This is a genomic window from Peribacillus deserti (genome assembly GCF_016909175.1).
Taxonomy (GTDB): Bacteria; Bacillota; Bacilli; order Bacillales; family DSM-1321; genus Paraperibacillus; species Paraperibacillus deserti.
Map to the genome: position 1 here is coordinate 37692 of NZ_JAFBFI010000007.1, position 23695 is coordinate 61386.

22 protein-coding genes and 1 pseudogene are annotated in these 23695 nt (G+C 39.5%); 7 read left to right on the top strand and 16 right to left on the bottom strand.

The genetic code is table 11. The features are described 5' to 3' along the window. Positions 1-7: 7 nt before the first annotated feature. From glpK to ku, 3 genes are all read right to left on the bottom strand, one after another. A complete protein-coding gene (gene glpK / locus JOC77_RS09200; RefSeq protein WP_204542208.1) occupies positions 8-1498 on the bottom strand; it encodes a glycerol kinase GlpK in 1491 nt (496 codons plus the stop codon). Between the two features lie 180 nt (positions 1499-1678). Then, complete coding sequence (locus JOC77_RS09205; RefSeq protein WP_204542210.1) at positions 1679-2380, bottom strand: phosphatase PAP2 family protein; 702 nt, start codon at positions 2378-2380, stop codon at positions 1679-1681. A 118-nt stretch (positions 2381-2498) separates the two neighbouring features. Beyond that, positions 2499-3338, bottom strand: a complete 840-nt coding sequence (ku, locus tag JOC77_RS09210; protein ID WP_204542216.1) for a non-homologous end joining protein Ku — start codon at positions 3336-3338, stop codon at positions 2499-2501. A gap of 199 nt (positions 3339-3537) precedes the next feature. On the opposite strand from ku, the gene ligD reads away from it, so the two are divergent. Further along, positions 3538-5373, top strand: a complete 1836-nt coding sequence (gene ligD, locus JOC77_RS09215; RefSeq protein WP_239558699.1) for a DNA ligase D — start codon at positions 3538-3540, stop codon at positions 5371-5373. A gap of 248 nt (positions 5374-5621) precedes the next feature. Here ligD and dapF read toward each other — a convergent pair whose 3' ends face one another. After that, on the bottom strand, positions 5622-6605 hold the full coding sequence (gene dapF / locus JOC77_RS09220) for a diaminopimelate epimerase (RefSeq protein ID WP_204542220.1): 984 nt from the start codon (positions 6603-6605) through the stop codon (positions 5622-5624). A gap of 137 nt (positions 6606-6742) precedes the next feature. Between dapF and JOC77_RS09225 the strand changes: the two genes are divergently transcribed. Then, positions 6743-7033 (top strand): hypothetical protein, encoded by a 291-nt coding sequence (locus JOC77_RS09225; protein WP_204542222.1) that lies wholly within the window; start codon positions 6743-6745, stop codon positions 7031-7033. Positions 7034-7460: 427 nt separating this feature from the next. On the opposite strand, the gene JOC77_RS09230 is transcribed toward JOC77_RS09225, so the two are convergent. Both JOC77_RS09230 and JOC77_RS09235 read right to left on the bottom strand, forming a co-directional pair. Beyond that, a complete protein-coding gene (locus JOC77_RS09230; protein ID WP_204542224.1) occupies positions 7461-8021 on the bottom strand; it encodes a beta-class carbonic anhydrase in 561 nt (186 codons plus the stop codon). A gap of 69 nt (positions 8022-8090) precedes the next feature. Next, positions 8091-8888, bottom strand: coding sequence for a hypothetical protein (locus JOC77_RS09235; protein ID WP_204542226.1), 798 nt, complete (start codon positions 8886-8888; stop codon positions 8091-8093). Positions 8889-9898: 1010 nt separating this feature from the next. Between JOC77_RS09235 and JOC77_RS09240 the strand changes: the two genes are divergently transcribed. Together JOC77_RS09240 and JOC77_RS09245 are read left to right on the top strand one after the other, a co-directional pair. Further along, complete coding sequence (locus JOC77_RS09240; protein ID WP_204542228.1) at positions 9899-11044, top strand: amidohydrolase; 1146 nt, start codon at positions 9899-9901, stop codon at positions 11042-11044. A 296-nt stretch (positions 11045-11340) separates the two neighbouring features. Next, on the top strand, positions 11341-11904 hold the full coding sequence (locus JOC77_RS09245) for a GNAT family N-acetyltransferase (protein WP_204542230.1): 564 nt from the start codon (positions 11341-11343) through the stop codon (positions 11902-11904). 78 nt (positions 11905-11982) lie between these two features. Here the strand turns inward: JOC77_RS09245 and JOC77_RS09250 are convergent, their stop codons facing one another. Together JOC77_RS09250 and JOC77_RS09255 are read right to left on the bottom strand one after the other, a co-directional pair. Continuing rightward, a complete protein-coding gene (locus JOC77_RS09250) occupies positions 11983-12138 on the bottom strand; it encodes a YflJ family protein (protein ID WP_204542232.1) in 156 nt (51 codons plus the stop codon). A gap of 160 nt (positions 12139-12298) precedes the next feature. After that, positions 12299-13387: an undecaprenyldiphospho-muramoylpentapeptide beta-N-acetylglucosaminyltransferase gene (locus JOC77_RS09255; protein ID WP_204542234.1), complete on the bottom strand. Its 1089-nt coding sequence runs from the start codon at positions 13385-13387 to the stop codon at positions 12299-12301. 118 nt (positions 13388-13505) lie between these two features. On the opposite strand from JOC77_RS09255, the gene JOC77_RS09260 reads away from it, so the two are divergent. Both JOC77_RS09260 and JOC77_RS09265 read left to right on the top strand, forming a co-directional pair. After that, positions 13506-14870: an MATE family efflux transporter gene (locus JOC77_RS09260; protein WP_204542236.1), complete on the top strand. Its 1365-nt coding sequence runs from the start codon at positions 13506-13508 to the stop codon at positions 14868-14870. Between the two features lie 372 nt (positions 14871-15242). After that, complete coding sequence (locus tag JOC77_RS09265) at positions 15243-15722, top strand: Hsp20/alpha crystallin family protein (RefSeq protein ID WP_204542238.1); 480 nt, start codon at positions 15243-15245, stop codon at positions 15720-15722. Positions 15723-15771: 49 nt separating this feature from the next. On the opposite strand, the gene JOC77_RS09270 is transcribed toward JOC77_RS09265, so the two are convergent. After that, positions 15772-16566: a CAP domain-containing protein gene (locus JOC77_RS09270; RefSeq protein ID WP_204542240.1), complete on the bottom strand. Its 795-nt coding sequence runs from the start codon at positions 16564-16566 to the stop codon at positions 15772-15774. Positions 16567-16968: 402 nt separating this feature from the next. Next, positions 16969-17241 (bottom strand): hypothetical protein, encoded by a 273-nt coding sequence (locus tag JOC77_RS09275; protein ID WP_239558690.1) that lies wholly within the window; start codon positions 17239-17241, stop codon positions 16969-16971. Between the two features lie 91 nt (positions 17242-17332). Here JOC77_RS09275 and JOC77_RS09280 point away from each other — a divergent pair, with 91 nt between their 5' ends. Further along, complete coding sequence (locus JOC77_RS09280; RefSeq protein ID WP_204542242.1) at positions 17333-17584, top strand: DNA alkylation repair protein; 252 nt, start codon at positions 17333-17335, stop codon at positions 17582-17584. Between the two features lie 111 nt (positions 17585-17695). Here JOC77_RS09280 and JOC77_RS09285 read toward each other — a convergent pair whose 3' ends face one another. The 6 genes and pseudogenes from JOC77_RS09285 to deoD form a co-directional block, all read right to left on the bottom strand. Then, complete coding sequence (locus tag JOC77_RS09285) at positions 17696-18109, bottom strand: MarR family transcriptional regulator (RefSeq protein WP_204542244.1); 414 nt, start codon at positions 18107-18109, stop codon at positions 17696-17698. A gap of 111 nt (positions 18110-18220) precedes the next feature. Next, positions 18221-18406, bottom strand: a pseudogene (locus JOC77_RS09290) (DUF2188 domain-containing protein); the annotation flags it as partial. 80 nt (positions 18407-18486) lie between these two features. Then, a complete protein-coding gene (locus JOC77_RS09295) occupies positions 18487-19410 on the bottom strand; it encodes a CobW family GTP-binding protein (RefSeq protein ID WP_338047206.1) in 924 nt (307 codons plus the stop codon). Positions 19411-19845: 435 nt separating this feature from the next. Then, complete coding sequence (locus tag JOC77_RS09300) at positions 19846-21339, bottom strand: lmo1851 family serine protease (RefSeq protein ID WP_338047207.1); 1494 nt, start codon at positions 21337-21339, stop codon at positions 19846-19848. A 292-nt stretch (positions 21340-21631) separates the two neighbouring features. After that, positions 21632-22444 carry a M15 family metallopeptidase gene (locus tag JOC77_RS09305; protein WP_338047208.1) on the bottom strand — a complete coding sequence of 271 codons (813 nt, stop codon included), beginning with the start codon at positions 22442-22444 and terminating at the stop codon, positions 21632-21634. Between the two features lie 391 nt (positions 22445-22835). Beyond that, entirely contained in the window at positions 22836-23540 is a 705-nt protein-coding gene (gene deoD / locus JOC77_RS09310; protein WP_204542248.1) for a purine-nucleoside phosphorylase, read from the bottom strand. Positions 23541-23695: the final 155 nt, after the last annotated feature.

Below are 23695 nucleotides of genomic sequence, written 5' to 3' on the forward strand. Positions count from 1 at the left end.
TTATTCATTATTTAAATGCCATTGCTGCCTTCACTGCTTTTTTCCATCCTGAATAGAGGTTTGTGCGGTTTTCCTCCGTCATAACCGGTTCAAAGTCTCTATCCAGTTTCCATTGCTCTGATATCTCTTCCTTGCTTTCCCAATATCCGACTGCCAGACCTGCAAGATAAGCCGCTCCCAGTGCTGTTGTTTCACTTATTCTGGGCCTTTCAACAGGTACGCCCAGCATATCGCTTTGGAACTGCATTAAAAAGTTATTCATTACTGCTCCGCCATCCACTCTCAGCTTTTTAAGGCTGATTCCGGAATCTGCTTCCATTGCGCTCAATACGTCCTTTGTCTGGTAGGCAAGAGACTCAAGCGTGGCACGGACAAAGTGTTCCTTTGAAGTACCCCTGGTTAACCCAAATACAGCTCCACGGACCTCTGAATCCCAATAAGGTGTCCCAAGTCCTACAAAAGCAGGCACTACATAAACTCCATCCGAAGAGTCGACCCCAATTGCGTATTTCTCACTGTCTCCAGAATTTTTTAGCATACGCAGACCATCTCTCAGCCACTGGATGGCCGATCCTGCTGCAAAAATACTGCCTTCTAATGCATATTCAACTTTCCCATCAAGCCCCCAGCAAAGAGTGGTCAGCAGTCCATGATTAGACTTCACTGCTTTATCTCCTGTATTCATCAGCATAAAACAGCCAGTACCGTATGTATTTTTAGCCATTCCGCTTTCAAAACAAGCCTGGCCGAACAAGGCCGCCTGCTGGTCTCCAGCTGCTGAAGCAATAGGTATACTCTCACCAAAGAAATGGTGAGGATCTGTATGCGCATAAATTGCAGAGGAGGGTTTAACCTCGGGCAGCATGGACTGGGGAACATCCAGAATTGTTAACAGTTCTTCATCCCATTTCAAGTCATAGATATTATACATCAGAGTTCTAGAGGCATTAGAATAATCGGTAACATGTGCTGCCCCTCCGGAAAGTTTCCAGATCAGCCAGCTGTCAATGGTCCCGAACAATAATTTCCCTTGCTCCGCCCTCTCTCTGCCACCCTCCGTATGATCAAGTATCCATTTTACTTTTGTTCCGGAAAAATAGGCATCAATTAATAATCCTGTTTTATCCCGGAATAAACTATTGTATCCTTGGTCTCTCAGTTCTTTGCAGATGTCACTTGTCTGCCTTGACTGCCATACAATCGCATGATAAATAGGCCGGCCTGTTTCTTTATCCCATACGACCGCAGTTTCCCGCTGATTGGTGATTCCGATTCCCGCAATCTGCTGAGGCTTTATGCCGGATTCAGATAGAGCAGATGCAATAACCGAAAGAATAGAACCCCATATTTCATTGGCATCATGCTCTACCCAGCCGGGCTTAGGAAAATGCTGTGTAAATTCTTTTTGCGCAATATGGACGATTTCACCTTTTTTATTAAAAACGATTGCTCGCGAACTGGTCGTTCCCTGGTCAAGAGATAATATGTATTTTTCCATCTCTTTATCCTCCCTAGAAATAATTCCTATTAATATAAGTAAACCCAAAAAGAATGAAAAAGCCAGTTTTTTGAATAAGAGCTTTTTTCTTCTTATTACCCTTTATTACATAAACAAGTCATTTATTCTAGCTGCAGAAAAAATCCATACAGCCAGAGAGACAGCTGTATGGATTCTTATTTATTTCTGACGCAGTACGGCTATTTTGTTATGTATGACTTTTTGGCGGAATTCATAATAATTCAGCCCCACTCCGCAGACTGTCAGCCACACTCCGCCGGCAGCAAACCCGGCGATCACATCGCTGGGATAATGTACACCTAGATAGATCCGGCTTATTCCAATCAACAGGATAACAATGGCAAAAGAAATTCCAGCTGCCCAGTTCATCGCCTTCCGGTGTGATAATTTTGCTACAATTACGGCCAATGAGCCATAAAAAATAAAGGATCCCATTGAATGTCCGCTTGGAAAGCTGAAGCCATGCTCCTGAATTAATGGCAGGATACTCGGCCTTTCCCGTTTGAAAAGCCATTTTAAAAAGTAATTGAACAGACCGCCGAGTCCAGATGATAGAATTAAATAAAGAGCGTACCTTGGCTTTTTTAAACATATTAACAAAATGAAAAGTATAAGAACACCAATGCTAATAAATAAAACAGATCCACCAAAAGTGAAGAATTTCATAATGACAGTTGCCTCATTCGAGATCATTCCTTGTATCATATCAATAAATTGCTGATCAAACCAGATGAGTTCATTCCGGTTTAACTCTTTGCTTATTGCAATAAAAATGGCCGAACATCCAATAATCATGATTGCCGCAAATAGAATGTATAGAATTTGGCTGATTGTTAATATAGACTTCTTCTGTTCATTCATGTGATCACCTGTCCATTGTTTTTTCAGTCCCTGAAATATACCTTAAAACACAAGGGGAGTCCAATATTATGAGTCCGCACATACTTAATAAAACCCGGCAGATGCCGGGTTTTGAGTGCTACGCTTTTTTCTTCTCTTTGGCCGGTGCGGCCCTTTTTTTCTTTGCTGCTGGTTTTTTTGCGGGGCCTTTCGTTTTGTCGATGGAAGCCTGTAAAGCTGCCATAAGGTCCATAACATTTGATTCTGGAACATCTCGTTCTTTAGGTGTGACGGTCTTCCCATTTTTCTTAGATTCAATAAGTTCCATTAAAGCTGTCCGGTAAGCATCATGATATTTGCCCGGCTCAAACTCAGTGGTGAGCTGGTCTATTAGCATGATTGCGGTGTCCAGCTCTCTTTTTGATATATCCTCCTCAGCTGGAACATTGGGTACGTCTCCTGCAGACCTTACTTCATCTGGAAAATAGATGGTTTCCATCAGGAGTGTGTTTTCAAATACCCTGACTACTGCCAGCTGTTCCTTAGAGCGGATCACAATTTTTGCAATCCCGACTTTTTGCGACTCTTGAAGAGCTTTACGAAGTAATGTATAAGCTTTAACTCCTCCCTCATTGGGAGATAGATAATAGCTCTTCATAAAGTAGATAGGATCGATTTCTTCTATTTTGACAAAATCGACAATTTCCACTGCTTTCGTTTCATTTGCCTTTTTCAGCTCTTCCAGCTCTTTATCGTCTACCACAACAAACTTCCCTTTTGTATATTCATACGCTTTTACAAGCTCTTCTTTTTCAACCTGCTTGTTGCAGACTGGACACACCTTCTCATACTTAATTGGAGTATGACACTCTTTATGAAGTGTCCGGAGCGAAATGTCTTTATCTTCTGTAGCTGAATGTAATCTGATCGGTATATTAACAAGTCCGAAGCTGATGCTTCCTTTCCATATTGTATGCATTCTTTTCACCTGCGCTGTTTTTTATTAATGTTTCCTCTGTTCAAGGAAGAATACGAGCACAATATTGGTAATCATTGATTGATTATTTTTGGAGATTCTAATATCAATGTAAGGCATGGAACAGTTGACAGAAAAGCCGCTGGTAGAAAAAATACCCAGCAGGTAATATGGATAGAAAGGAAGAAGGAGATTGAAACCGATGCTTCTTACTCCGGCCCAAGAAATCCCAAAGGGGCCAGAATGGTTTTATGAAGTGAAATATGATGGTTTTCGTGCCATCTTAGATATTTCCATGGATAACATTGAACTAACCAGCAGAAATAACAAGCCGCTCATGCCGCAATTTCCGGAGCTGGCCGATTTTATTATGGAAAATAAAGATCTGTTAGAACCATACCTTCCCCTTTCTCTTGATGCCGAATTAGTCTGGCTGGAAAATCAATTAAAGGGTCATTTTGAAAGTATTCAGCTGAGAGGGAGAATACGTACAAAAACAAAAATAAATGCCATTTCCAAAGTTTCTCCATGCCGCCTTATGGTTTTCGATGTCCTAATGACTTCCGGTAAAGATATGACCTCGCTGCCTTTCTCCGAACGAAAAACCATATTGAAAACCCTTTTCAGCAGTTTAGAATGGCCTCTTGAGCCTGAGCCCTTATCTGAGAAAATCATTCAATATATTCCTGCAACAAAAAACGCCGATGCCCTGTGGGAGAATATTCTTTTATATGATGGGGAAGGTCTTATCGCTAAACACAAAGACAGCAGGTATATTTCGGCAAAAAGAAGTTCCCAATGGGTAAAGATTAAGAATAAAAAGACGGTATCCTGTTTTTTTCTTGCTTATCATAAATCTAATCAATATTTTCAAATAGGACTTTACAAAGAATCGAAAACAGTCGCTATTGGTACTGTAAAAGACGGATTTACGAAGGAACAAAAAAGAACACTGGAGACTATATTTAAAAGCAACTTTCAATATGAAGACAATGATTTTTACTATCTACCTCCATCAATATGTGCGGCGGTAAAATACCTGCATTTGTATGAAAACGAACTAAGGGAACCGCATTTTGAAACGTTCCTGCTCGACACAGAACCAAAGGATTGTACCTGGGAGGCCTTTATTGAGGATTCTTATCATTTTCCTGAAAAAATTAAAGTTTCAAACCGCGGAAAGCTGCTCTGGGACAGCAAAGAATTAAGAGCTTCAAAAGTTCAATTTTTGGCCTACTTGCAAACAGTATCTTCCTGGCTTCTGCCATTTTGCAAAAACAAAGCTTTGACTGTTATCAGGTACCCTGACGGAATTTTGGAGGAAAGGTTTTTCCAAAAAAATGTCCCTGATTATGCACCAGCTTTTGTTAAAACCACCATCGAGGGGGATATCAAATATATTATTTGTGATACTATGGATACATTATTATGGCTCGGAAACCTTGCTTCCATAGAATTTCATATACCATTCCAGGAAGCTGGAAGCCGGAATCCAGATGAGCTAGTTCTGGATCTGGACCCGGCAGAGCCTGAGCAATTTAAGCTGGCTGTTAAAGCTGCATTGGAAATCAAGAGAGTAATGGATTCGCTTCATCTAACTTCTTTTATTAAAACATCCGGTAATAGAGGAATCCAGCTGCATATTCCTTTGCAAAAGGATACTTTCAGCTATAAGGATACCAGGTTGTTTACTAATTTCTTAGCCAGCATTTTAATCAATATGTATCCTGATGAGTTTACGGTCGAACGCATGAAAAAACAAAGAGAAGACCGGCTTTATCTTGATTTTGTACAGCATGCACCAGGCAAAACGATTATTGCTCCCTATTCAGCCAGGGCAAATAGTTTTGGGGGTGTAGCTACCCCGCTTTTCTGGGATGAAGTAAATGAAAATCTAGATATTCGTAATTATACGATCCAAACCGTTCCAGACCGGATCAGAACAACAGGCTGTCCTTTTAAAGGCTATGATGAAGCGAGGGGAAAACAACCATTCCATGACATCATCGAGTTTTTAAAATCCGGAGGCAAATTATAAAACCGCTTAGCTCTGTTAAACTAGCCTGTTGATTTCCGTTCCTGCCACTCGCTTTCCGCGGGCGGTCCGGGAGCCTCCTCGGCGTGAAACGCCTGTGGGGTCTCCCTTGACTCGCTTTTCCCGCAGGAGTCTCGCGCCATTATCTCCCATCAACATAGTACGAATATCAACAATGAACTTTAACATAGCCAACCGCTTAAAAAGGCTTAACCAGATGACAACTTCTGTGTTAAGCCTTTTAAAGTTAATTAGTTAAAGGAAGTTAAATAGGCAGCAACCTCATCCTGCAGCTTGGCATACAGCTCCTTTTCTGTATTAAATTCCTCTTTATTAAGAACTGCCACTGAAGTGAAATCCATTGAATCGAACTGAAGGGCTGCCTTGTATTCATACGTGCCATTTCCGATTAAATCTATTTTTGTTTCTCCATCCATATGGTGAACCACACATTTCACTTTTCCGCCATTATTATAAACAGAGATTTCTTTTTCAGGCTCATTCCCTGCATGCAGGCAGGTAACAAGGCTGGAAGCTGACATGGCCGTTCCGCACGCGTTGGTGTACCCAACACCTCTCTCAAACGTTCGCACAAAAATATGATTCTTTTCCAGCAGGCGAACAAAGCTGACATTTACACCGTCCGGGAACAATGTGTTTGGTTTGTTTACCCCAATCGAAAGGGTTTCCTGGACATCCGAAGCGAGGATTCCTTGATCCACAATGGCGATGAGGTGTGGGTTAGGAACGGCAACTGCTGTAAAATACAGGTCATTGGAAAGCTGGGGTATTTTCTCGTTAAGTAAAACGTCCTGTTCTAAATGAAGCGGCAAATCCTTCAGCTGGAAGGATACTGGTGAAATTTCCACTCTAAAGGTGGGAATTCCATCAAATATATCTTCCGTTCTTTCTACCTCTAAATCTGCCTTCATTGTTTCAATGACCAGTTTATCACTGCCTAATTTCTCACATGCATATCTGGCGACACAGCGGAGTCCATTTCCGCACATGGAAGCTTCAGAACCGTCTGAATTAAAAATTCGCATTTTAGCATCAGCATGGGCACTGCCTTGTACAAATAGAATTCCGTCGCCTCCAATTTCACTGCCCCGGCTGCATATAGCTACCGCCAGACTTGCTCTCTCGTCCTCCGTCAAAGGCAGTAAAGTGTCCATTTCATCTATAAGAATAAAATCGTTCCCCGATCCATGGCATTTTATTATTTCAATATTCATAAAAACTCTCCTCCGGTATCTTCCATAATATGAGCAGTCATAAAATTATGGCTTATTACATCCAATTATTTTACTAATCTCTATTCATGATACTATTATAAAAGAAAAAACTCCCTTCGAAAAGGAAGTGTGTTTGTTTGAAAGTGTATTCCACCTGGAAAAATTCCACTTATTTATTTGATTTCTTTATTGAGGAGATTTCCAATCTACAAGAAGATCAAATAACAAAAATTGCAGCTGTGAAGACGGGAATTTATACAAAAGACAAGCAGCTTTTATGGAAAGGCAAAATCAGGGTAAAGTTAAATGAATTTGGTATATATCCTATTCCTGAGGACTTAAGTGGAATAGGGCTCCCAGGTTCAGTCTTGAAGATGCTCGTTATTGAACTGCGGCGGTATATCAAACCTCAAAAACCATTCTTATAAGTCATGGGCTGGCAGCTTGCATACTATTTATAAAGGTTTAGCAGTAATAGGCGTGAAAAGGTTTTACCGAATCTTTAGGGGTTTTGTTATTGGGATCAAGGGGTTCCAATCCAAATCCCCAAATAACGCTTGTTTCCCGCATAAAGATCCAATTACCCCTCCAAAGATAATTTTGCCCCTTTACATTAAAATAACACCTATAAAATGGTTCACATCCTCATGAATCAGGGACTGCGTCTATGCTAAAGCAATTTACATGAAACCGCACAAATGCGCTAAAAAAGTTCCTAACTATTGTTTATCCTATAAACTGCCGTTAATTAAAGATGAATATTTTAATCTTATGAATTTCACTATTAGTTTGTAACAACTTAACCCCATACATAAAAAACCAGGAACAGATTACATCGGTCCCTGGCTTAATTCTTTACTTATACCCATTCACTACTACATCAAGTTTTCCAGTACCTGGGTCGATAACAAGCCCATGGACCGGCACCTCTCTAGGCATCAAAGGATGATTTTGAATAATGGAAACACTATGAGCAACATTTTGGCTTACATCTTTAAACCCTTCCAGCCATGTATGCAGATTGATACCTGAGTGCTCGAGGGTACTCAGGGTATCTTCGGAAATTCCTCTTTCCTTCATCGATTGAATAGTTCTTTGCGGGTCCATCCCTGACATTCCGCAGTCATGGTGGCCTACTACGATAATTTCCTCAGCTCCAAGCTCATACACGGCAACAATCAATGAACGGACAATAGATCCGAAGGGATGGGCGATCACAGCGCCTGCATTTTTTATTATTTTAACATCCCCATTTTTAAAGTTCAGAGCTTTAGGGAGCAATTCAACCAATCGAGTATCCATACAGCTTAAAATGACAAGCTTTTTATCTGGAAACTTGTCTGTCTGGAATGTTTCATATTCTTTCTTTTCTACGAATTGTTCATTATGATTTAATATTTCTTTTAAGAGTGACATAGTAACCTCATCTGTTGTTTTTTTTAAAATTATACCAAATAATATATTAAAAAGGACAGCAAAACGCATTCAGTTTGATTCACTATTAAAAATAGAAGCACAAATACCAAATGCTGCAATTTTTTCTGATTCCTCCGCAAGCTCCTGGAACCTTAAGACCGGTGTATTAGGTTCTTTAAATCTAGCTCCCCATTCCAGCGGCATAATCCCCTTTTGCAAAGAACCAATTTTCTTTCCGTCACAATTTTCCAATGTAAAACCGTTCTGCCACGCTTCTGTCCTAAGAGGAATCCATGGATTCTGGCTGCTATCAAAAACCATCCCCTGCATCTTAAAGGCAGATTCGGGTGCTCCCTCCTTATATATTCCAATAATTGCGCCATTTTTATTCTGGATGACCATTTTTTCAGTAAAAATCCCCTTCACTGTATACATTGAAATGAGACTTCCATTGCTGTCATAAAGGCCATACCGCCTTGGAATAAGCCCGGTGAATGGATATGGTATGAACCACAAATAGCTTTTCATATTCATATCTCTAATTTCTCCTATTACATTTCCTCCAGGTTCAAAAAGCAGGATTCTAAGGGTAGGTGCAGGCATGAAGGCTAATAGAATATTGCTTTCTTCAAACAAACCTAACGACGAAGAATAACAGTAAAGTTCTCTTCCTCTGTTTTCATTTATTCTAGAACGCCAAAAAGCTGCTAAGCTTATTAGGAGAAAGGGTCCGGTTATATAAAGGATATTTCCGTTGATTATTTTTGTTATATGCAACACAAAAAATGCAGCAGCAAACACTAATGAAACCCATGAGGTATAGAAATTAATTCTTGAGGAAGTTTTATAATAATTTTGGATGTTCATTAAAAAGCCCCTTTTATTCCGCATAAAAAAAACTACTTCTTTTATTTATAGTGTGGAAGAAAAGATTATATGTGCAGAAAATTTTTTTAGAAGGATGAGTTTGACAGGGGAAAGATTAGCCGTGGTTAAGAAGCAGGTCTAGTCACTTTATGAGGAGATTTGAATCCATTTTTTACAATTTGTGGGTGCCCAGCACTGATAAATAACAGATTTACGCAGCGCTTCGTAGTGCAAATACAGCAGAAGGCGTGTTTTTTCGTTAAGGCCGGCACCACCTATTTTCACTTGAATACATAAAGAAGTTAACTGGTTAAAAGCTACCGCCTTAGACACAGCCAGGGACATTCTTTTTTCTACATACATACCAAATCGTGTTCCTCACTGGATATCATTATATCTCTGGCACATATGGTTAAATGCTGCCGGCAATCCATTTAAGCTGATTAAACGATTTGAACCCAAAACATATTGGAGTTGTAGCGGCACAAGCAAAAAGATGACCGATAAACCCTCAATTAGACTTATCAGTCACCTTTAACTTGTCATAAATTCTCCATTCCTTCCTGTTTTTTTCGCTTGGACCGATCACTAATTGCTCTCAGTATAAACATTTTATCTTGAAGAGTCAGCATTCTCCAGCTTCCAGCTTTGATTACCATAATCTAAACACTCCCTTTATTTTTTATGCTTCAATCGAAAAGGAAAAAATTTTATCTACTAGTATTTAACCTTTTTATACCGTCATTTCCAATAAATGAAACAACAAAAATTCCAACAAATTTCACGCTTAACAATTCTTACTTGTGAATTTTTTTATATCAATTTGCCATTGTAAAAGGATTTATGTCGATTAACTAGAATTATTGAGAGAGGAACTGTCACATAAACTACTATTTTAAGTAAACTTTTTTTATTTTGTACTGTTTAATATATGTCACAGTTGATTTGCATATTTAAAATTTCCGCATCAGATCTTCATTGATGTTAATCTACACAGAGAGGACGCCTGTATGAAAAAAATATTATTAAAAAATGCATTTGTGCATGGGGTAACCAGCCCGCCGCTTCTGGGGGCTGATGTCCTGATAGAAAATGGACTTATCAAAGATGTTGGTTTTGGATTGGAGAAACAGGTTTTAGACCCGTCCATCGAATTCATTGATTGCAAAAAGGCTTATCTGTTTCCTGGGTTTATTGATGTCCATACCCACTTAGGGCTATATGATGAAGGCACCGGCTGGGCGGGCAATGATGCTAATGAATCTATTGAAGCTATGACTCCCCATATCCGGGCTTTGGATGGAGTTTATCCTCTTGATCAAGCTTTTACTGAAGCTATCAAATACGGCATCACTACTGCTCATGTTATGCCAGGCAGCTCAAATGTTATAGGAGGCACCACTTCGGTTATCAAAACATTTGGCAAAAATATTAAAAACATGATTATAAATGAAACTGCCGGACTTAAGATTGCACTGGGGGAAAATCCCAAAAGGACTCATAGCAATTCGAATAAAGACTCCATTACCCGAATGGGAATCATGGGGATGTTGCGCGAAACGTTCAATGCAGCAAAGTATTGTGACAATCCTGATTCTATGAGGGCAGCTCCTTTAGTGAAGGCCCTTAAAAGGGAATTACCCGTCAGGATACATGCCCATCGCGCTGATGATATTATTTCTGCAATCCGCCTTGCCGAAGAATTTGACTTAGACTTAAGAATTGAACATTGTACAGAGGGGCATTTGATTGCTGAAGAACTATCTCCGCTCGGCTTAATGGTTTCAGTCGGCCCTACCCTGACAAGAAGGTCTAAAGTAGAGCTGAAAAATAAAAGCTGGAGTACTTATGATATTTTGACTAAGCATGGTGTAGAGGTTTCGATAACTACAGACCACCCCTATACTCCCATTCACTATTTAAATATATGTGCTGCCATTGCGGTACGGGAAGGGCTGTCCGAACAAAAAGCTATAGAGGGAATCACGATTCTTCCTGCCAAAAATCTGGGTCTTGAAAGTCGTATCGGAAGCATTGAACCGGGAAAGGATGCTGATCTTACCCTATGGTCCCACCATCCCTTCCATTTTCTATCCAAGCCTTTATTCACGATGATAGATGGCAGAATCGTCTTTAAAAAAGAAAATGAAATTTGACGAAAAAAATAGTTAAAATTCCTATTTTCTTTTTTACTTTTTTCTAGTATTATACGTTCGTATGGTATTTTACTTTATGCCTTACACCGACAGTTAACTGTCCGATTTATGAGGCGAATTAACGCTTGTTCGTTAATCATGCCTCGCTAGGGAAGGCAAATGGTGAGCCATCGGTGCGTCCGGTTCTAGTGGGTTCGATTCCCACCCCGAAATTTTTTAATGCTGAATTTGTTGAAAAATTTCGAGGGTGGGCTCAAAGAGCAAAATCTGCCCTCAGAAGACGGAGGGATTGTTCAATGCTTAAAAAAAGAGAGTTAACAGACTGCCATGCTCTTTATGAATTAATGACCCATCCGGATGTTTTCCCGTTTGTACGCCAAAAAGTCCAATCGTATGACGAATACTTATTCGTTACAAAGCAAACTATTGAAGCAGAAGAACGCGGCGAGCTGATTTCCCGGACCATTACAGATGAATGGGGTACCCCGATCGGGACCATTTCTCTGTTCGATATAGAAGAAAACGCCGGATTTCTCGGCACCTGGCTAGGTAAAGATTACCACGGCAAAGGATACAACAAGCTCGCAAAAGAAGCTTTCTTCAACGAAGTTTTTTATGAACTCGGAGTGGACCATATTTTTCTAAGAATCCGGAAGCTTAACCAGCGCTCTGTACATGCAGCTAAGAAACTTCCTTATGCTATGCTGGCTAACGAAACTCGTAAACATTTATATGATAAATTAAACTCTCCTGAAGTTATATTTGATCTATTTGAAATCTCCAAGGATTTATATACTTTCCACATGCTGCGGCAGGATAATCAAGCTGGAGATTCCGATCAGCAGCTTCTTGAAGCATAACAAGAACATATGGTTTTACCAGAACAAAAAGGCGGTATTGAAGTCATTTGAACTTCGATACCGCCCTTTTTTCGGTTTCTAATCCTGTCTCTTTTTTTCTCCCAGCTCTGAGTACAGATTTCTCAGAATGTGCGTTCGGTACAACTCCAGTTTTTTTCTTTCCACAGGATGTTTTGAAACACCCATTTCTTTTAATTGTTGAATAAACCAGCCTTTTGAATATGTATATGCCATACTGCTTCCCCCTATCAGCTTGACTATTATGAGACTATGATAGAAGGAAGAAAAAAATAACTATTGTTTAGCTAAGAATGGGATTTATCGCGCAGGATTGGATTGGCTTGGTTTCACGAAAGAATCTTGGATTTTAACGCTGAGCCGGCCCCCCTCTTTATTATTGAGCTGCTGAGATTTTGTCAATCTGCTTTACGAGCAGCTCATACATTTCATTTGAACGTTTAAATTCTTTATTCCGAGACATCCTATTTTGTATTTGTTCTCTATTTTGTGCAAGATAAGCTATTTCCTTCAAAAACAATTCGTCTGTTAGCTGTTCTTCCTCAATGACCCTGCTATAACCGGCCTTTTCAAAACTTTTTGCGTTAATAATCTGGTCTCCTCTCGATGCTTTTGAACTCAGCGGGATTAGAAGCATCGGCTTTTCTAGTGCAAGGAATTCAAAAATAGAATTAGACCCTGCACGGGAAACAACTACTGAAGAAGCAGTAACTAAGTCAAACAAACCTTTGTTGACGAATTCAAAAGGTGCATATCCGGCTTGTCTCAGTGCTTCATTTATATTTCCCTTCCCGCAAAAGTGAATAATATCATACTTTTCCAAAAGCACTGGAAGATTACGCTCGATCAATTTATTTATTTTAGCTGAGCCCAGGCTTCCCCCCATTACAGCTAAAATGGGCTTTAAGCCAGTGAATCCACATATTTCAAGACCCTTACGCGCTTCTCCTTGGAAAATGCCTTCTCTTAGGACAGCGCCAACATGGAGGCTCTTACTGCCTTTTAAAAACTGCCCGGTTTCCTTAAAGGTTGTGCATATCGCTTTTGAAAAAGGAAAGACCAGTTTGTTTGCAAGGCCAGGTGTATAGTCTGATTCATGAATGATGACCGGAATTTTTAAAGATCTGCCTGCAGAGACTACTGGTACTGAAACAAATCCTCCTTTTGAAAAAATAAAATCAGGATTTATTTCTTGTAAAATACTTCTCGACTCTAGAAATCCTTTGATGACCAGTATAGGGTCACTAAGATTCTTCCAGGCAAAATACCGCCTTAATTTTCCGACAGGTACACTAAGGTACTTCACTTCAGGAAAATTTGTGTTAATGATGGATCTTTCGATTCCTTCGTAAGATCCTATATAAAAGATGTCCCACCCCTTTTTCTGGAATTCTGGAATTAAGGCAGCATTTACTGACACATGCCCGGCAGACCCTCCACCTGTAAATACAATTTTTCTTTTCATGTTATACCCACTTTTAATAGTTATTGAATACTTATCTACATACATTTTATCGCTTAAAACAAGAAAATTGTGCTATAATCGTTCTCATTCATGCAAATTTATCAAATAGAGGTAATTTATGATCCAGACATTCACCAGACAAGAAAAAATAAGGCAGTTTATTAATATTTTGCTGCCAATCTTATTAACGCAGCTAGGTCTGTTTTCCATGACTTTTTTCGATACGATGATGTCAGGAAATGCGAGTCCCTCCGATCTTGCGGGTGTAGCGATCGGAAGCTCATTGTGGACACCGGTTTTTACCGGGCTCAGTGGAATTTTGCTTGCGATTACACCTATAGTCGCTCAGCAGGTAGGTGCAAAAAAATATAAGGATGTACCCTATTCTGTCACACAGGGAATTTATCTTTCCTTTTTCATGGCCCTTTTTGTCATTTTGGCGGGTTCGCTTATTCTTAATCCAGTTCTAAATGTTATGAAATTAACCAATGAAGTCCGAACTATTGCCCACGATTTTCTGTGTGCCTTATCTTACGGGATAGTGCCCCTATTTGTTTATAACGCTTTAAGAGCCTATATGGACGCTCTTGGCCAGACAAAGGTTTCTATGTTCATTACAATGCTTTCACTGCCTATTAATGTTGTTTTGAACTATGTGCTTATTTTCGGAAACTTTGGTTTTCCCGAGCTTGGCGGCGTTGGGTCAGGCTATGCATCCGCCATTACTTACTGGATTATTACTATTGTGGCCATACTAGTTATTTATCGCAATACACCTTTCACTTCATATAGAGTATTAAAAGTTTTTTATCCCATTTCAATTAAAGAATGGCTTTCTATCTTAAAAATCGGTGTACCGATTGGTTTTTCCATTTTCTTTGAAACAAGCATTTTTTCAGCAGTCACACTGTTGATGAGCAACTATAGCACTACCATTATCGCATCACACCAGGCTGCATTAAATTTTGCTTCATTTCTTTATATGATTCCTTTATCTATATCCATGAGCTTAACCATTGTTGTAGGGTTTGAAGCGGGGGCCAGACGGATAAAAGATGCGGTGCAATATGCTTATATTGGAATAGGCACTGCAGTTGGCTTAGCCTTTTTATGCGGCATTGTCCTCTTTGCCTTAAGGGAACAAATCGCTTCACTCTATACCAATGACCCGGAAGTCTTGCGCTTGACCTCGCATTTTTTAATTTTCGCTTTGTTCTTTCAGCTGTCAGATGCTCTTCAGGCGCCCATTCAGGGAGCACTTAGAGGCTACAAGGATGTTAATGTAACCTTATTTATGTCATTAATTTCGTACTGGGTCATCGGCCTGCCGACTGGTTACCTATTTGCAGTCTATACCCCATTTGGAGCTTTTGGCTATTGGATTGGATTAATTACCGGCCTTGCAGCTGGAGCTACTACCCTTTCCTTCCGGCTCATTTCTGTTCAGCGCAGGAAATACTCCGAGACAGAGAAAGTATCATAAGAAGAGCCTCCCATTAGGCAGGCTCTTTATTTATCATTTGTTTCCTGTACTTCGATCGGTGCTTGCTTTCCACGGGCGGTCTCGGAGCCTTCTCGGCGCATGACGCGCCTGCGGGGTCTCCCTTGACTCGCTTTTCCCGCATGACATTGAATTAGCTTCCTCGAATTAACACCGCACGAAGTAAATGCGACTACATTTTCGAGGAGTCTCGCGTTTCCGTTCCAATCAACATAGTGCCTAAACCTACATTGAGCTTTAACTGAGCCTACTTTTAAAAGAAGAGTGATCAGCAAGAATTATAATAACGATTGGGCAGGCGTCTGCATATGATGTATAACTAAATCTGCTTACGTTATAGGAAGGAGAACAACGATGTCTCCATGGAATTTGCTTTTTCCATTTAACAAGAATGCTGGTGAAATGCTGGGAAAATTGAATTTAAACGATATGGAACCGTATATCGAAAAATTTTTCTCCCAATTTATTCCTCAGACCCAAAAATTTTTCTCAGAACAACCAACAAACCCTGCCTTCAGTTTTATGTCTCCTGCGCCTGGAACTTCTATGATCGGTAACAATAAAGGTTTAGCTGTATTTGAAACCCATGAACATGTCTTTATTAGAATTCAAGTAAAAGATGCAGATCAATTAAAAGAGATAAAAATCTTTCACACCTCAAATCAAGTGTTCTTGGAAGGGCTGCCTGGCAAGAAGGAACGGGAAGTAATCACTCTGCCTGCAATTGTTAAGAAAAAAGGAGCTCATGCCGTATATAAAGAAGGCATCCTAGAAATCAGAATACAAAAAAGCCAGGATCTGCAGTTTTCCCAGATTGATGTATCTGAAGGATAGAAAAAGGACTAAGTCCATATCATAGACTTAGTCCTTCTTTAAATAAGGCTTATTTTGAGATAAATTGTTGTGTCCAGTAGTGCTTATCTGCTACATAGCCTACACCGATGTGAGTATAACCGCTGTTTAAGATGTTAGCACGGTGGCCTGAGCTATTCATCCATGCTTTTACTACTTCTTCTGGAGTTGGCTGCCCTTGAGCAATGTTTTCTCCAGCTGATTTATAAGTAATGCCGAATTTCTTCATCATATCAAACGGAGATCCGTAAGTTGGGCTGTTGTGATCGAAGTAGTTTTTATCATGCATATCTTGAGATTTAACACGAGCTACTTTACTTAGTTCTGCATCAGCTTTTAGTGCAGCAAGTCCTTGCTTAGAACGTTCAGCATTTGTTAATTCAACCACTTTTTGCTCATAAGCGCTTAACTGTCCAGTAGAAGCTGTTGGTGCTGGTGCTGCCTGCTTAGCTGGTGCTGGTGCTGGTGCCGCTTGCTTAGCTGGTGCCGCTTGCTTAGCTGGTGCCGCTTGCTTAGCCGGCGCTGGTGCCGCTTGCTTAGCTGGTGCCGCTTGCTTAGCTGGCGCTGGTGCCGCTTGCTTAGCTGGTGCCGCTTGCTTAGCTGGTGCTGGTGCCGCTTGCTTAGCTGGTGCTGGTGCAATGTTGCAATTAACATTGTATTTTGCTAGATAAGATTTTACATAGTTATTAAAGTCTTGATAGTTATTAAATTGCATAACTGTTGGTTTTGCATAAGTAATTGTAGATGCATCCGCTTGTTTAGTTGCTGCTCCAGAAAATGTAACAGCTGCAGCTGCTGCGATTGATAATAGGAATTTCTTTTTCATTCTATTATTTCCTCCCTTAGGTGCTGTATATTTGTTTGTCTCTCTTGCAAAATCATCATAACACGGAATTTATGTAATATTTGCCCCACTCTTTACCAATTGGTTTGAAATCGATCATATATGGGTATATTATAGTTCGGACTATTTACACAGAACAAAAAAACCCTTTAATATAAAGGGTTTTACTAACTTTGGTTAATCTTGGCCTATTTCTTAAAAATATCTTATATTGGACAGTTATAGAGGTTATACCAATACCTGCTATAAAACTACTATTGACAGTTTTTTAAAGGAGCCTCTCCTGTAATCTATATTTCATTTATATTACAAAAGATAAAGAATATTTCATAATAGAATAAGGGCATTCCTGATAAAAGATCTTTTTTTGTCCTGTCCTTCAGTCTAAATGTCATTGAATAGTTCTGTATACAGCCGAATTAATGCTACCTTGGCAGAGTCATCTAAATCAGATTCAATAATTCTTGAGGTACTTAGATAGAATTTCTCGTGCTTAGTCTTTCTAATTCTTGGATGGGAATTCTCATCTAATAACTCCCGCTTCACCAATTCCACTAGTTGTTCTTCCTCACTCCCGCTGCCGTTTTGATAGCTGCGATTATTCCAAAGAGACAAGTAGCTGTTTAATAGTCGCTTATAGGATCCCATTTCTTCCATTTTATTTCTCCAATCCAATTTATTTTGTTAGTGCATATCTCTGTCCCTAAAAACAAATACTACAAGTTAAAAAGACACTTGGAGGTAGCTTATGCCGCGGCCATATAGATGTCCAAATTGTAAAACAAACAGATCACGCTTTAATTTCATTGAACAAATTCCTTCGTATGTAAAAATCGACCCTGTTTCCGGAAACCTGCTGGAAGAGATTGCAAGCGAGAATCTTAGTCCCTTTCATTTCCGGTACAATGGACCACAATTTAAAATTCAATGCGGAACATGCGGTTCAGTCGGAGATGAAGCCACTTTTGCCGCTTTTGGCGCTATGAAACAGCAGCCTTGAATACAATGTAAGGCCTGATCAGCAGACAGGCCTTTTTTTAGATTCAACAAAAATCGTAGTTGTATTTTGCGAGCAGCGTTTATATTTGGGAGCACTTAATTAAACAACTGACTACTGCTCCATCTTTTTATATAATTGAATAAAAGTATTAAGTTCGTCTTCGGAATAGATTTTAAACCGATCGTTAAAGTAAACTGACCTCTTTTCGGCCATTTCCTGATATAGCTCTTCTCCTTCTTTAGTTAGAGCTATTTTGACGATACGGCGGTCATTATCCGTTCTTTTTCTTGTAATATACCCCTTTTTGACAAGTATATCGGTCACATTGGTGATGTGACTGGCTGATACTTTCAGATCCTGGGAAATAGCTGATGCCTTTTGGGGTCCTGCAATATATAAAAATCTTAACACACTAAATTCATTTCCATTAATCGCATTTCCATATATGTGCTGAAGCTCGCTTCTTATCGTTCTATAAAAATTCCTATGATAGGCAACTAATTCGTTTATTTTATCTTTCCTCAAGATTTATCTTCCCTTCAAAAAGCCCAATGATATTTCTCTTAATAGTAACAAAAAAATAACCCGGCCAATAGCCGGATCTATATTTATTGAAATATATTTGAAAAACTATTTTTCCTTTTTGCTCGAAGCTTCATGGTCTTTAACATACTCTTTTGCCTTATCAATGGCAATTGGGATTGCACGTCCATCTTCATAGCCTTCCTCTAAAAGGGCATTTGCTATTTCAATAGCTTTTTCCCTTACAGGTGCATCTAGATTTTTCATGGAATTCGGGTAGTCATTTTTATTCCAGGGCATACAAGAATACCTCCTTTTATAGAGCATATTTCAGTTATTCCCTACTTTAAAAAATCACAAACTATCTGCTATTCAGAAGCTCAGGATTGATTTTCTATCTTCTGAAGGTTTTGATGAATTCTTTCAGTATCTAATTCCTCTCCTATTATCACCAGTTTTAACGGGAGCTTCATTTCCTGAGGCATATATAAAGGAGTCCCATATGAATATTGAAACAATACAGGTTTCTGATATTGCTTTAGCTGTATGAAACCTTTCATCCGGTAAACGGTTTGAGGCAGCTCTTTAATCCAGTCTTCAAAAGATGTCTGGCTGATTTCATTTGTAAATTCATATAAAATGGTTTGCAGCTTGAGCTGATGACCCATGTTCGCCATGGAATGTTCTTCTTTCGGATGTAAATTCATTTGACTAATTTGTTTTAAAGACATTTCCGCATTCTTCGTTAGTAATATAGAGGCTTTCGAATTTAATGATTGAATTTCAAACAGCCTTTGTGCTGCTTCAAGTTCACTCACAAGATCGGTTTTATTTAGCAGAATGAGATCCGCATGATAAATTTGCTCCAGCAGCAGCTGACGGATCTGCGGACTTAAAGTATCCCTGCTGCTCCAGCGAAGAAGGTCAACCACCGTCAGGATCCCTTTATAATTTAGTTTATCAGCTAACAGAGGAGACATGATGGCATCAAGAACTTCAACTGGATGTGCTGCTCCAGTGGTCTCTATATAGATAGCATCCAGGTTGGGATCTGCTAATAAATCATGAAGCTGAACCTCCACCTTATCCTGCAGAGTACAGCAAATACAACCGTCGTACAGCTCCTTCAATGGGATTCCCTCTTCAATCAAGTACGAATCAAGCGAGATCCGGCCAAGCTCGTTCATGAGGACCGCAATCCGCCTTTCAGCTGCTTTTTCCTGTTTAATAATATTGCCAAGCAATGTAGTTTTTCCACTGCCTAAAAAACCGCTTAATATAAATACATCTATTTTTTTCATCATTTATTCACCTTTAGCTCTTCATTTATCTTTAAATAGTACCATACCTTCTATACTTTTTTGTAATATAGATTTTAATTGCTGCTAAAAGGGGTCAGCCGCTGCTGGATGAGGGGCTTTTTTCTAATCGTAAGGCTTTTTGTCCTTCATCATTGTATGTAGAACTTTTCTCTAATCCACTTAAGGCATATTTGTCCTTCATTAACCGGATGAAGGACTTTTCTCCACTTAAGGCATTTTGTCCCTCATCAACCGCTTGAATGACTCGAAATTAAACATCAGTGCTGCATAGAAGGGTTTTGATCATGTCACTTGCCTGCATTCTTGAAAAATCTGCTCTAAGAAAATACCTGCTGCCCTCAAGTTTTCATCCTCTTATATGAGAAACTCAGAAATAAAAAGACTCTGTCATCAAATGACAGAGTCTTAAAACAAGCGTTATTTGGATAAATCTTTCTTGACTGTTTCGATTGCTTTATCCAGCTGCACATCATGTTTTTGAATTTTTTCTCTTATTTTATCCATTAATGCCATAGTTGTTTTGCCTTCTATGGTACCAGTCTGCTGCAGTTTCACATCCTTCTGGAATTGATTAACAGCTCCTTGAAGGTTTTGATCAAAATATCCATCCACAGTACCTGGTTTGTATCCTAGGGCGGCAAGCATTTTTTCTCCAGCTTTTACTTCTTCAGATGAACTGTTAATGCGTAAAGCTTTATCAGGTGAGATAAATGGCAGATTCGCATATTCAGGAAGCTTCGCCTCAACGTTCGGCTTAATGCCTTTTTTATGAATCCAATTGCCATCAGGAGTAAGCCATTTAGCCATGGTATATTTCACGTTGGAGCCATCTTTAAATTGCTCAGTTGTCTGAACAGTACCCTTACCATATGTTTTAACTCCAACCAGAGGTATATCAGCTGATTCACTTAAAGCAGCAGCCACTATTTCAGATGCACTGGCACTGCCCTCGTCTACTAATACTACAACCGGAAACTCGGGCTTTCCGCCTGTGTTTTCTGATTTAGCAATTTCCTTTTTACCATTGCGGTATTCAACCTGGAACACTATCTCATCTTTTGGCACAAAGAGACTTGCAATTTTCATAGCCTGATCCAATAAACCGCCTGGATTCTGACGGAGATCAAGAACCATTCCCTTCATCCCCTGTGCCTTCATTTCTTTCATAGATTGTTCCAATTCACTGCCCGTTCTTTCTGAGAAGCTTGTGACTTGGATTCGGGCAATTTTGTCTTTCATCATTTTTGCATACACTGTTTCAATCGGAATCGTGTCCCTGACAATCGTCACATTAATGGGCTGTGTATTGCCTTCCCGCTGAATAACCAGATTAACCTTCGTACCTTTTTTCCCGCGGATCAACAGAACAGCTTCATTAGCACTCATTCCTTCAAGACTCTTGCCATTTACACTTAAAACGATATCACGCGGCTTGATTCCAGCCTTTTCCGCTGGGGAACCTTTTATTGGAGACACAATCGTAATTTGGTTATCCTTCTGCTGGACTTCTGCTCCGATACCTTCAAAGCTCGATGATATATTCTCGTGAAAGCTTTCTGCTTGTTTTTCATCCATATAATCCGTATAAGGATCATCAAGAGAACTAATCATCCCCTTAATCGCACCGTCTATGATTTTCTCCTGATCAATTTTAGTATAATAATCCTTGTTTAACGTGTCATAAGTTGAATATAATTTTTCAAATTCCTGGCGTTCCCTGCTTATTGGCTGAACTTGTTTTTCATCACCAAAGGTTAAGGCAAGCAATGTGATGCCTGCTGTAACAAAAATCAGCAAAAATATCCCCATAATAAAAGGGAACTTTTTCATTCGAATATATTTCGAGTGACTTTCTTGTTTCTGCTCTGGTTGTTCTTGCTGATCTTCCTGCTGTTTTTCTTCGTGTTCCACTTCCTTCACCACTTTCAGGGACAGTTATCATATGATATGTTTTCAGCTGCGGCGCCCGCTGAAATGCCGTGCGTCTAGCTTAGTGCCATATTATTTGTCTTTGTTTTTAATTGCATTTGAATAAAAGAATCAAAGAAGATATTTCGCTCCTGCTCGAGAGGCACATCCGCTTTGCCCCGGACCGTTTTCCGCTTTTCTTATTGTCCAACTGACTCCCTCGTGTCATAAGCCATCAGTCCATGGGAAGGAAACCGCACCCCAAGGCGTTGCGTTTTTCTTATTGTATCAAATTTTATATTTTTTTTCCTGTTTTGAAGTATTGTTCGAGTGTGTAGTTTTTTTCGTGCAGGTTTTTGGCTGTTTCTTTTCCTACGTATCGATAGTGCCATGGTTCGTATTGATAGCCTGTACTATTTTCCTGCCCTTTCGGATACCGCAAGATGTAGCCAAATTTGTAGGCGTTTTCCGCCAGCCAGATTCCTTCCGGTACGGATTCAAAGGATTCTGTTAACAGGAGATCTGAACTTTTACTGGATATGTCCATGGAAAGCCCTGTCTGGTGTTCACTTGTTCCTGGATATGCCACAGCTTGTACAGCTTTTTCCCGGCCTACCTGCTGAATCTCTGCTTCAAACAAAAGTTCCTGTCGCTGGTAAGAGCGGTAGCCGGATACCGCGTATAGTTCTATGCCATCTGCCAATGCTGCCTGAAACATATCTTCAAGAGCTTTGGCTGCTTCTTGTCTAAGAAATGATTTTTCTTCGTCCGATTCTCGAAATGAAAAATTGACATTAGGTTTAACTAAATCTGCGGGAGCATAATCTCTAGGAAGTGTAAATTCTTTGTTCACTAGAATAAGAAGATTATTAGAGTTTTGAATCACATTTTTCCCATTCAATTCTTTAGTTACATTATAAGAGCCTTCAGGAATCGTCATTTCACTGCTTGCCTGGAGGTCTTCCTGTTTTTGATCAGTTTTCGATTTACTTTGTTTTTCCTCTTGTTCCTCTTTATTTTTCTTCATAAAGGGCAGATCTCCTGCCTGGCAGCCGCCAAGGAATATGGAACCCAATAGGGAAAAAGTTATTAATTTTCTTTTCATCATTAAAGACACCTTTCGTCATTCTTAGCAGTATTACCATTTTAACACGTATGTAAAAAATGAAAACATGAGTGAGATAGAATAAAGGAACCACTCCTTTTTGGTATACATTCACCTGATTCCTAGCGTTTTTCCCGAATTAATATTTATTTAAACAAAAGTCTATGAGGTTCAGTGTTGATTTTTTTGCACTATGTTGATCTTCCCTGCAGGCGCGAGATTCCTATCGCAGAAAAGGGTCAAGGAGCCCCCATAGGCGTAAACGTGAGAGGATGCTCCCTGACCCGCCCGTGGTAAGCGAGTGCCTCTCGCTCCAATCAACAGGCAGGTTTAACAAAGCTAAACAAAAAGATATCCCCGTCAATTTTTGAACAGGGATACGTTTTGAAAGAAGTTATTTAATTGCTGCCTCTAGTGCAATTTCAATCATATCGTTAAAAGTGGTTTGTCGTTCTTCAGCAGTCGTTTCTTCACCTGTAATAATGTGATCGCTTACTGTTAATACAGAAAGCGCCTTGCGGCCGAATTTGGCAGCCAGAGTATATAACGCTGCTGTTTCCATTTCAACAGCTAGAATATTGAACTTGGCAAATTTCTCAAATTGCGGGTTTTCTGAATAGAATAAATCAGCCGTAAAAACATTTCCTGCTTTTATGGCGAGTCCTTTTTCTACCCCTTGATCATAAGCTTTTTTTAATAAATCAAAATCAGCAGTCGGAGCATAATCTATAGAACCGCCAAATATCGTTCTGTTAATGGTAGAGTCTGTTGAGGCAGTCATAGCCAAAATAACGTCCCGGACTTTTACATCCTTTTGAATAGCTCCGCAAGTTCCTACACGGATTAAATTTTGAACATTATAGCTTTGCATAAGTTCATTAATATAAATAGAGATAGATGGAACTCCCATACCTGTTCCTTGTACAGAAATTTTCTTTCCTTTATATGTTCCCGTGTATCCAAACATATTTCGAACTTCATTATAAAGTTTCGGATCTTCTAAAAAAGTTTCTGCGATATACTTGGCACGAAGCGGGTCACCCGGCAGCAGGACAGTTTCCGCAATTTCATTTTCTTTTGCCCCAATATGTATACTCATATGAGATTCCTCCTATTTTAAAAGGTCTGACGACTGATTTAGTATACCATAATTTTCATCGTCAATTAAAACGTTTATAGCTTATTTTTAAAATCCAGTACAATTAATATACACTCCTAAAAAGGAAACTTAGTGTATGAGTGAATTAATATTAA

Bases quoted from the DNA above. Each gene is read 5' to 3' on its own strand.
- glpK (WP_204542208.1), bottom strand. From the start codon at position 1,498: ATGGAAAAATACATATTATCTCTTGACCAGGGAACGACCAGTTCGCGA.
- JOC77_RS09205 (WP_204542210.1), bottom strand. From the start codon at position 2,380: ATGAATGAACAGAAGAAGTCTATATTAACAATCAGCCAAATTCTATAC.
- ku (WP_204542216.1), bottom strand. From the start codon at position 3,338: ATGCATACAATATGGAAAGGAAGCATCAGCTTCGGACTTGTTAATATA.
- ligD (WP_239558699.1), top strand. From the start codon at position 3,538: ATGCTTCTTACTCCGGCCCAAGAAATCCCAAAGGGGCCAGAATGGTTT.
- dapF (WP_204542220.1), bottom strand. From the start codon at position 6,605: ATGAATATTGAAATAATAAAATGCCATGGATCGGGGAACGATTTTATT.
- JOC77_RS09230 (WP_204542224.1), bottom strand. From the start codon at position 8,021: ATGTCACTCTTAAAAGAAATATTAAATCATAATGAACAATTCGTAGAA.
- JOC77_RS09235 (WP_204542226.1), bottom strand. From the start codon at position 8,888: ATGAACATCCAAAATTATTATAAAACTTCCTCAAGAATTAATTTCTAT.
- JOC77_RS09240 (WP_204542228.1), top strand. From the start codon at position 9,899: ATGAAAAAAATATTATTAAAAAATGCATTTGTGCATGGGGTAACCAGC.
- JOC77_RS09245 (WP_204542230.1), top strand. From the start codon at position 11,341: ATGCTTAAAAAAAGAGAGTTAACAGACTGCCATGCTCTTTATGAATTA.
- JOC77_RS09250 (WP_204542232.1), bottom strand. From the start codon at position 12,138: ATGGCATATACATATTCAAAAGGCTGGTTTATTCAACAATTAAAAGAA.
- JOC77_RS09255 (WP_204542234.1), bottom strand. From the start codon at position 13,387: ATGAAAAGAAAAATTGTATTTACAGGTGGAGGGTCTGCCGGGCATGTG.
- JOC77_RS09260 (WP_204542236.1), top strand. From the start codon at position 13,506: ATGATCCAGACATTCACCAGACAAGAAAAAATAAGGCAGTTTATTAAT.
- JOC77_RS09265 (WP_204542238.1), top strand. From the start codon at position 15,243: ATGTCTCCATGGAATTTGCTTTTTCCATTTAACAAGAATGCTGGTGAA.
- JOC77_RS09270 (WP_204542240.1), bottom strand. From the start codon at position 16,566: ATGAAAAAGAAATTCCTATTATCAATCGCAGCAGCTGCAGCTGTTACA.
- JOC77_RS09275 (WP_239558690.1), bottom strand. From the start codon at position 17,241: ATGGAAGAAATGGGATCCTATAAGCGACTATTAAACAGCTACTTGTCT.
- JOC77_RS09280 (WP_204542242.1), top strand. From the start codon at position 17,333: ATGCCGCGGCCATATAGATGTCCAAATTGTAAAACAAACAGATCACGC.
- JOC77_RS09295 (WP_338047206.1), bottom strand. From the start codon at position 19,410: ATGATGAAAAAAATAGATGTATTTATATTAAGCGGTTTTTTAGGCAGT.
- JOC77_RS09305 (WP_338047208.1), bottom strand. From the start codon at position 22,444: ATGATGAAAAGAAAATTAATAACTTTTTCCCTATTGGGTTCCATATTC.
- deoD (WP_204542248.1), bottom strand. From the start codon at position 23,540: ATGAGTATACATATTGGGGCAAAAGAAAATGAAATTGCGGAAACTGTC.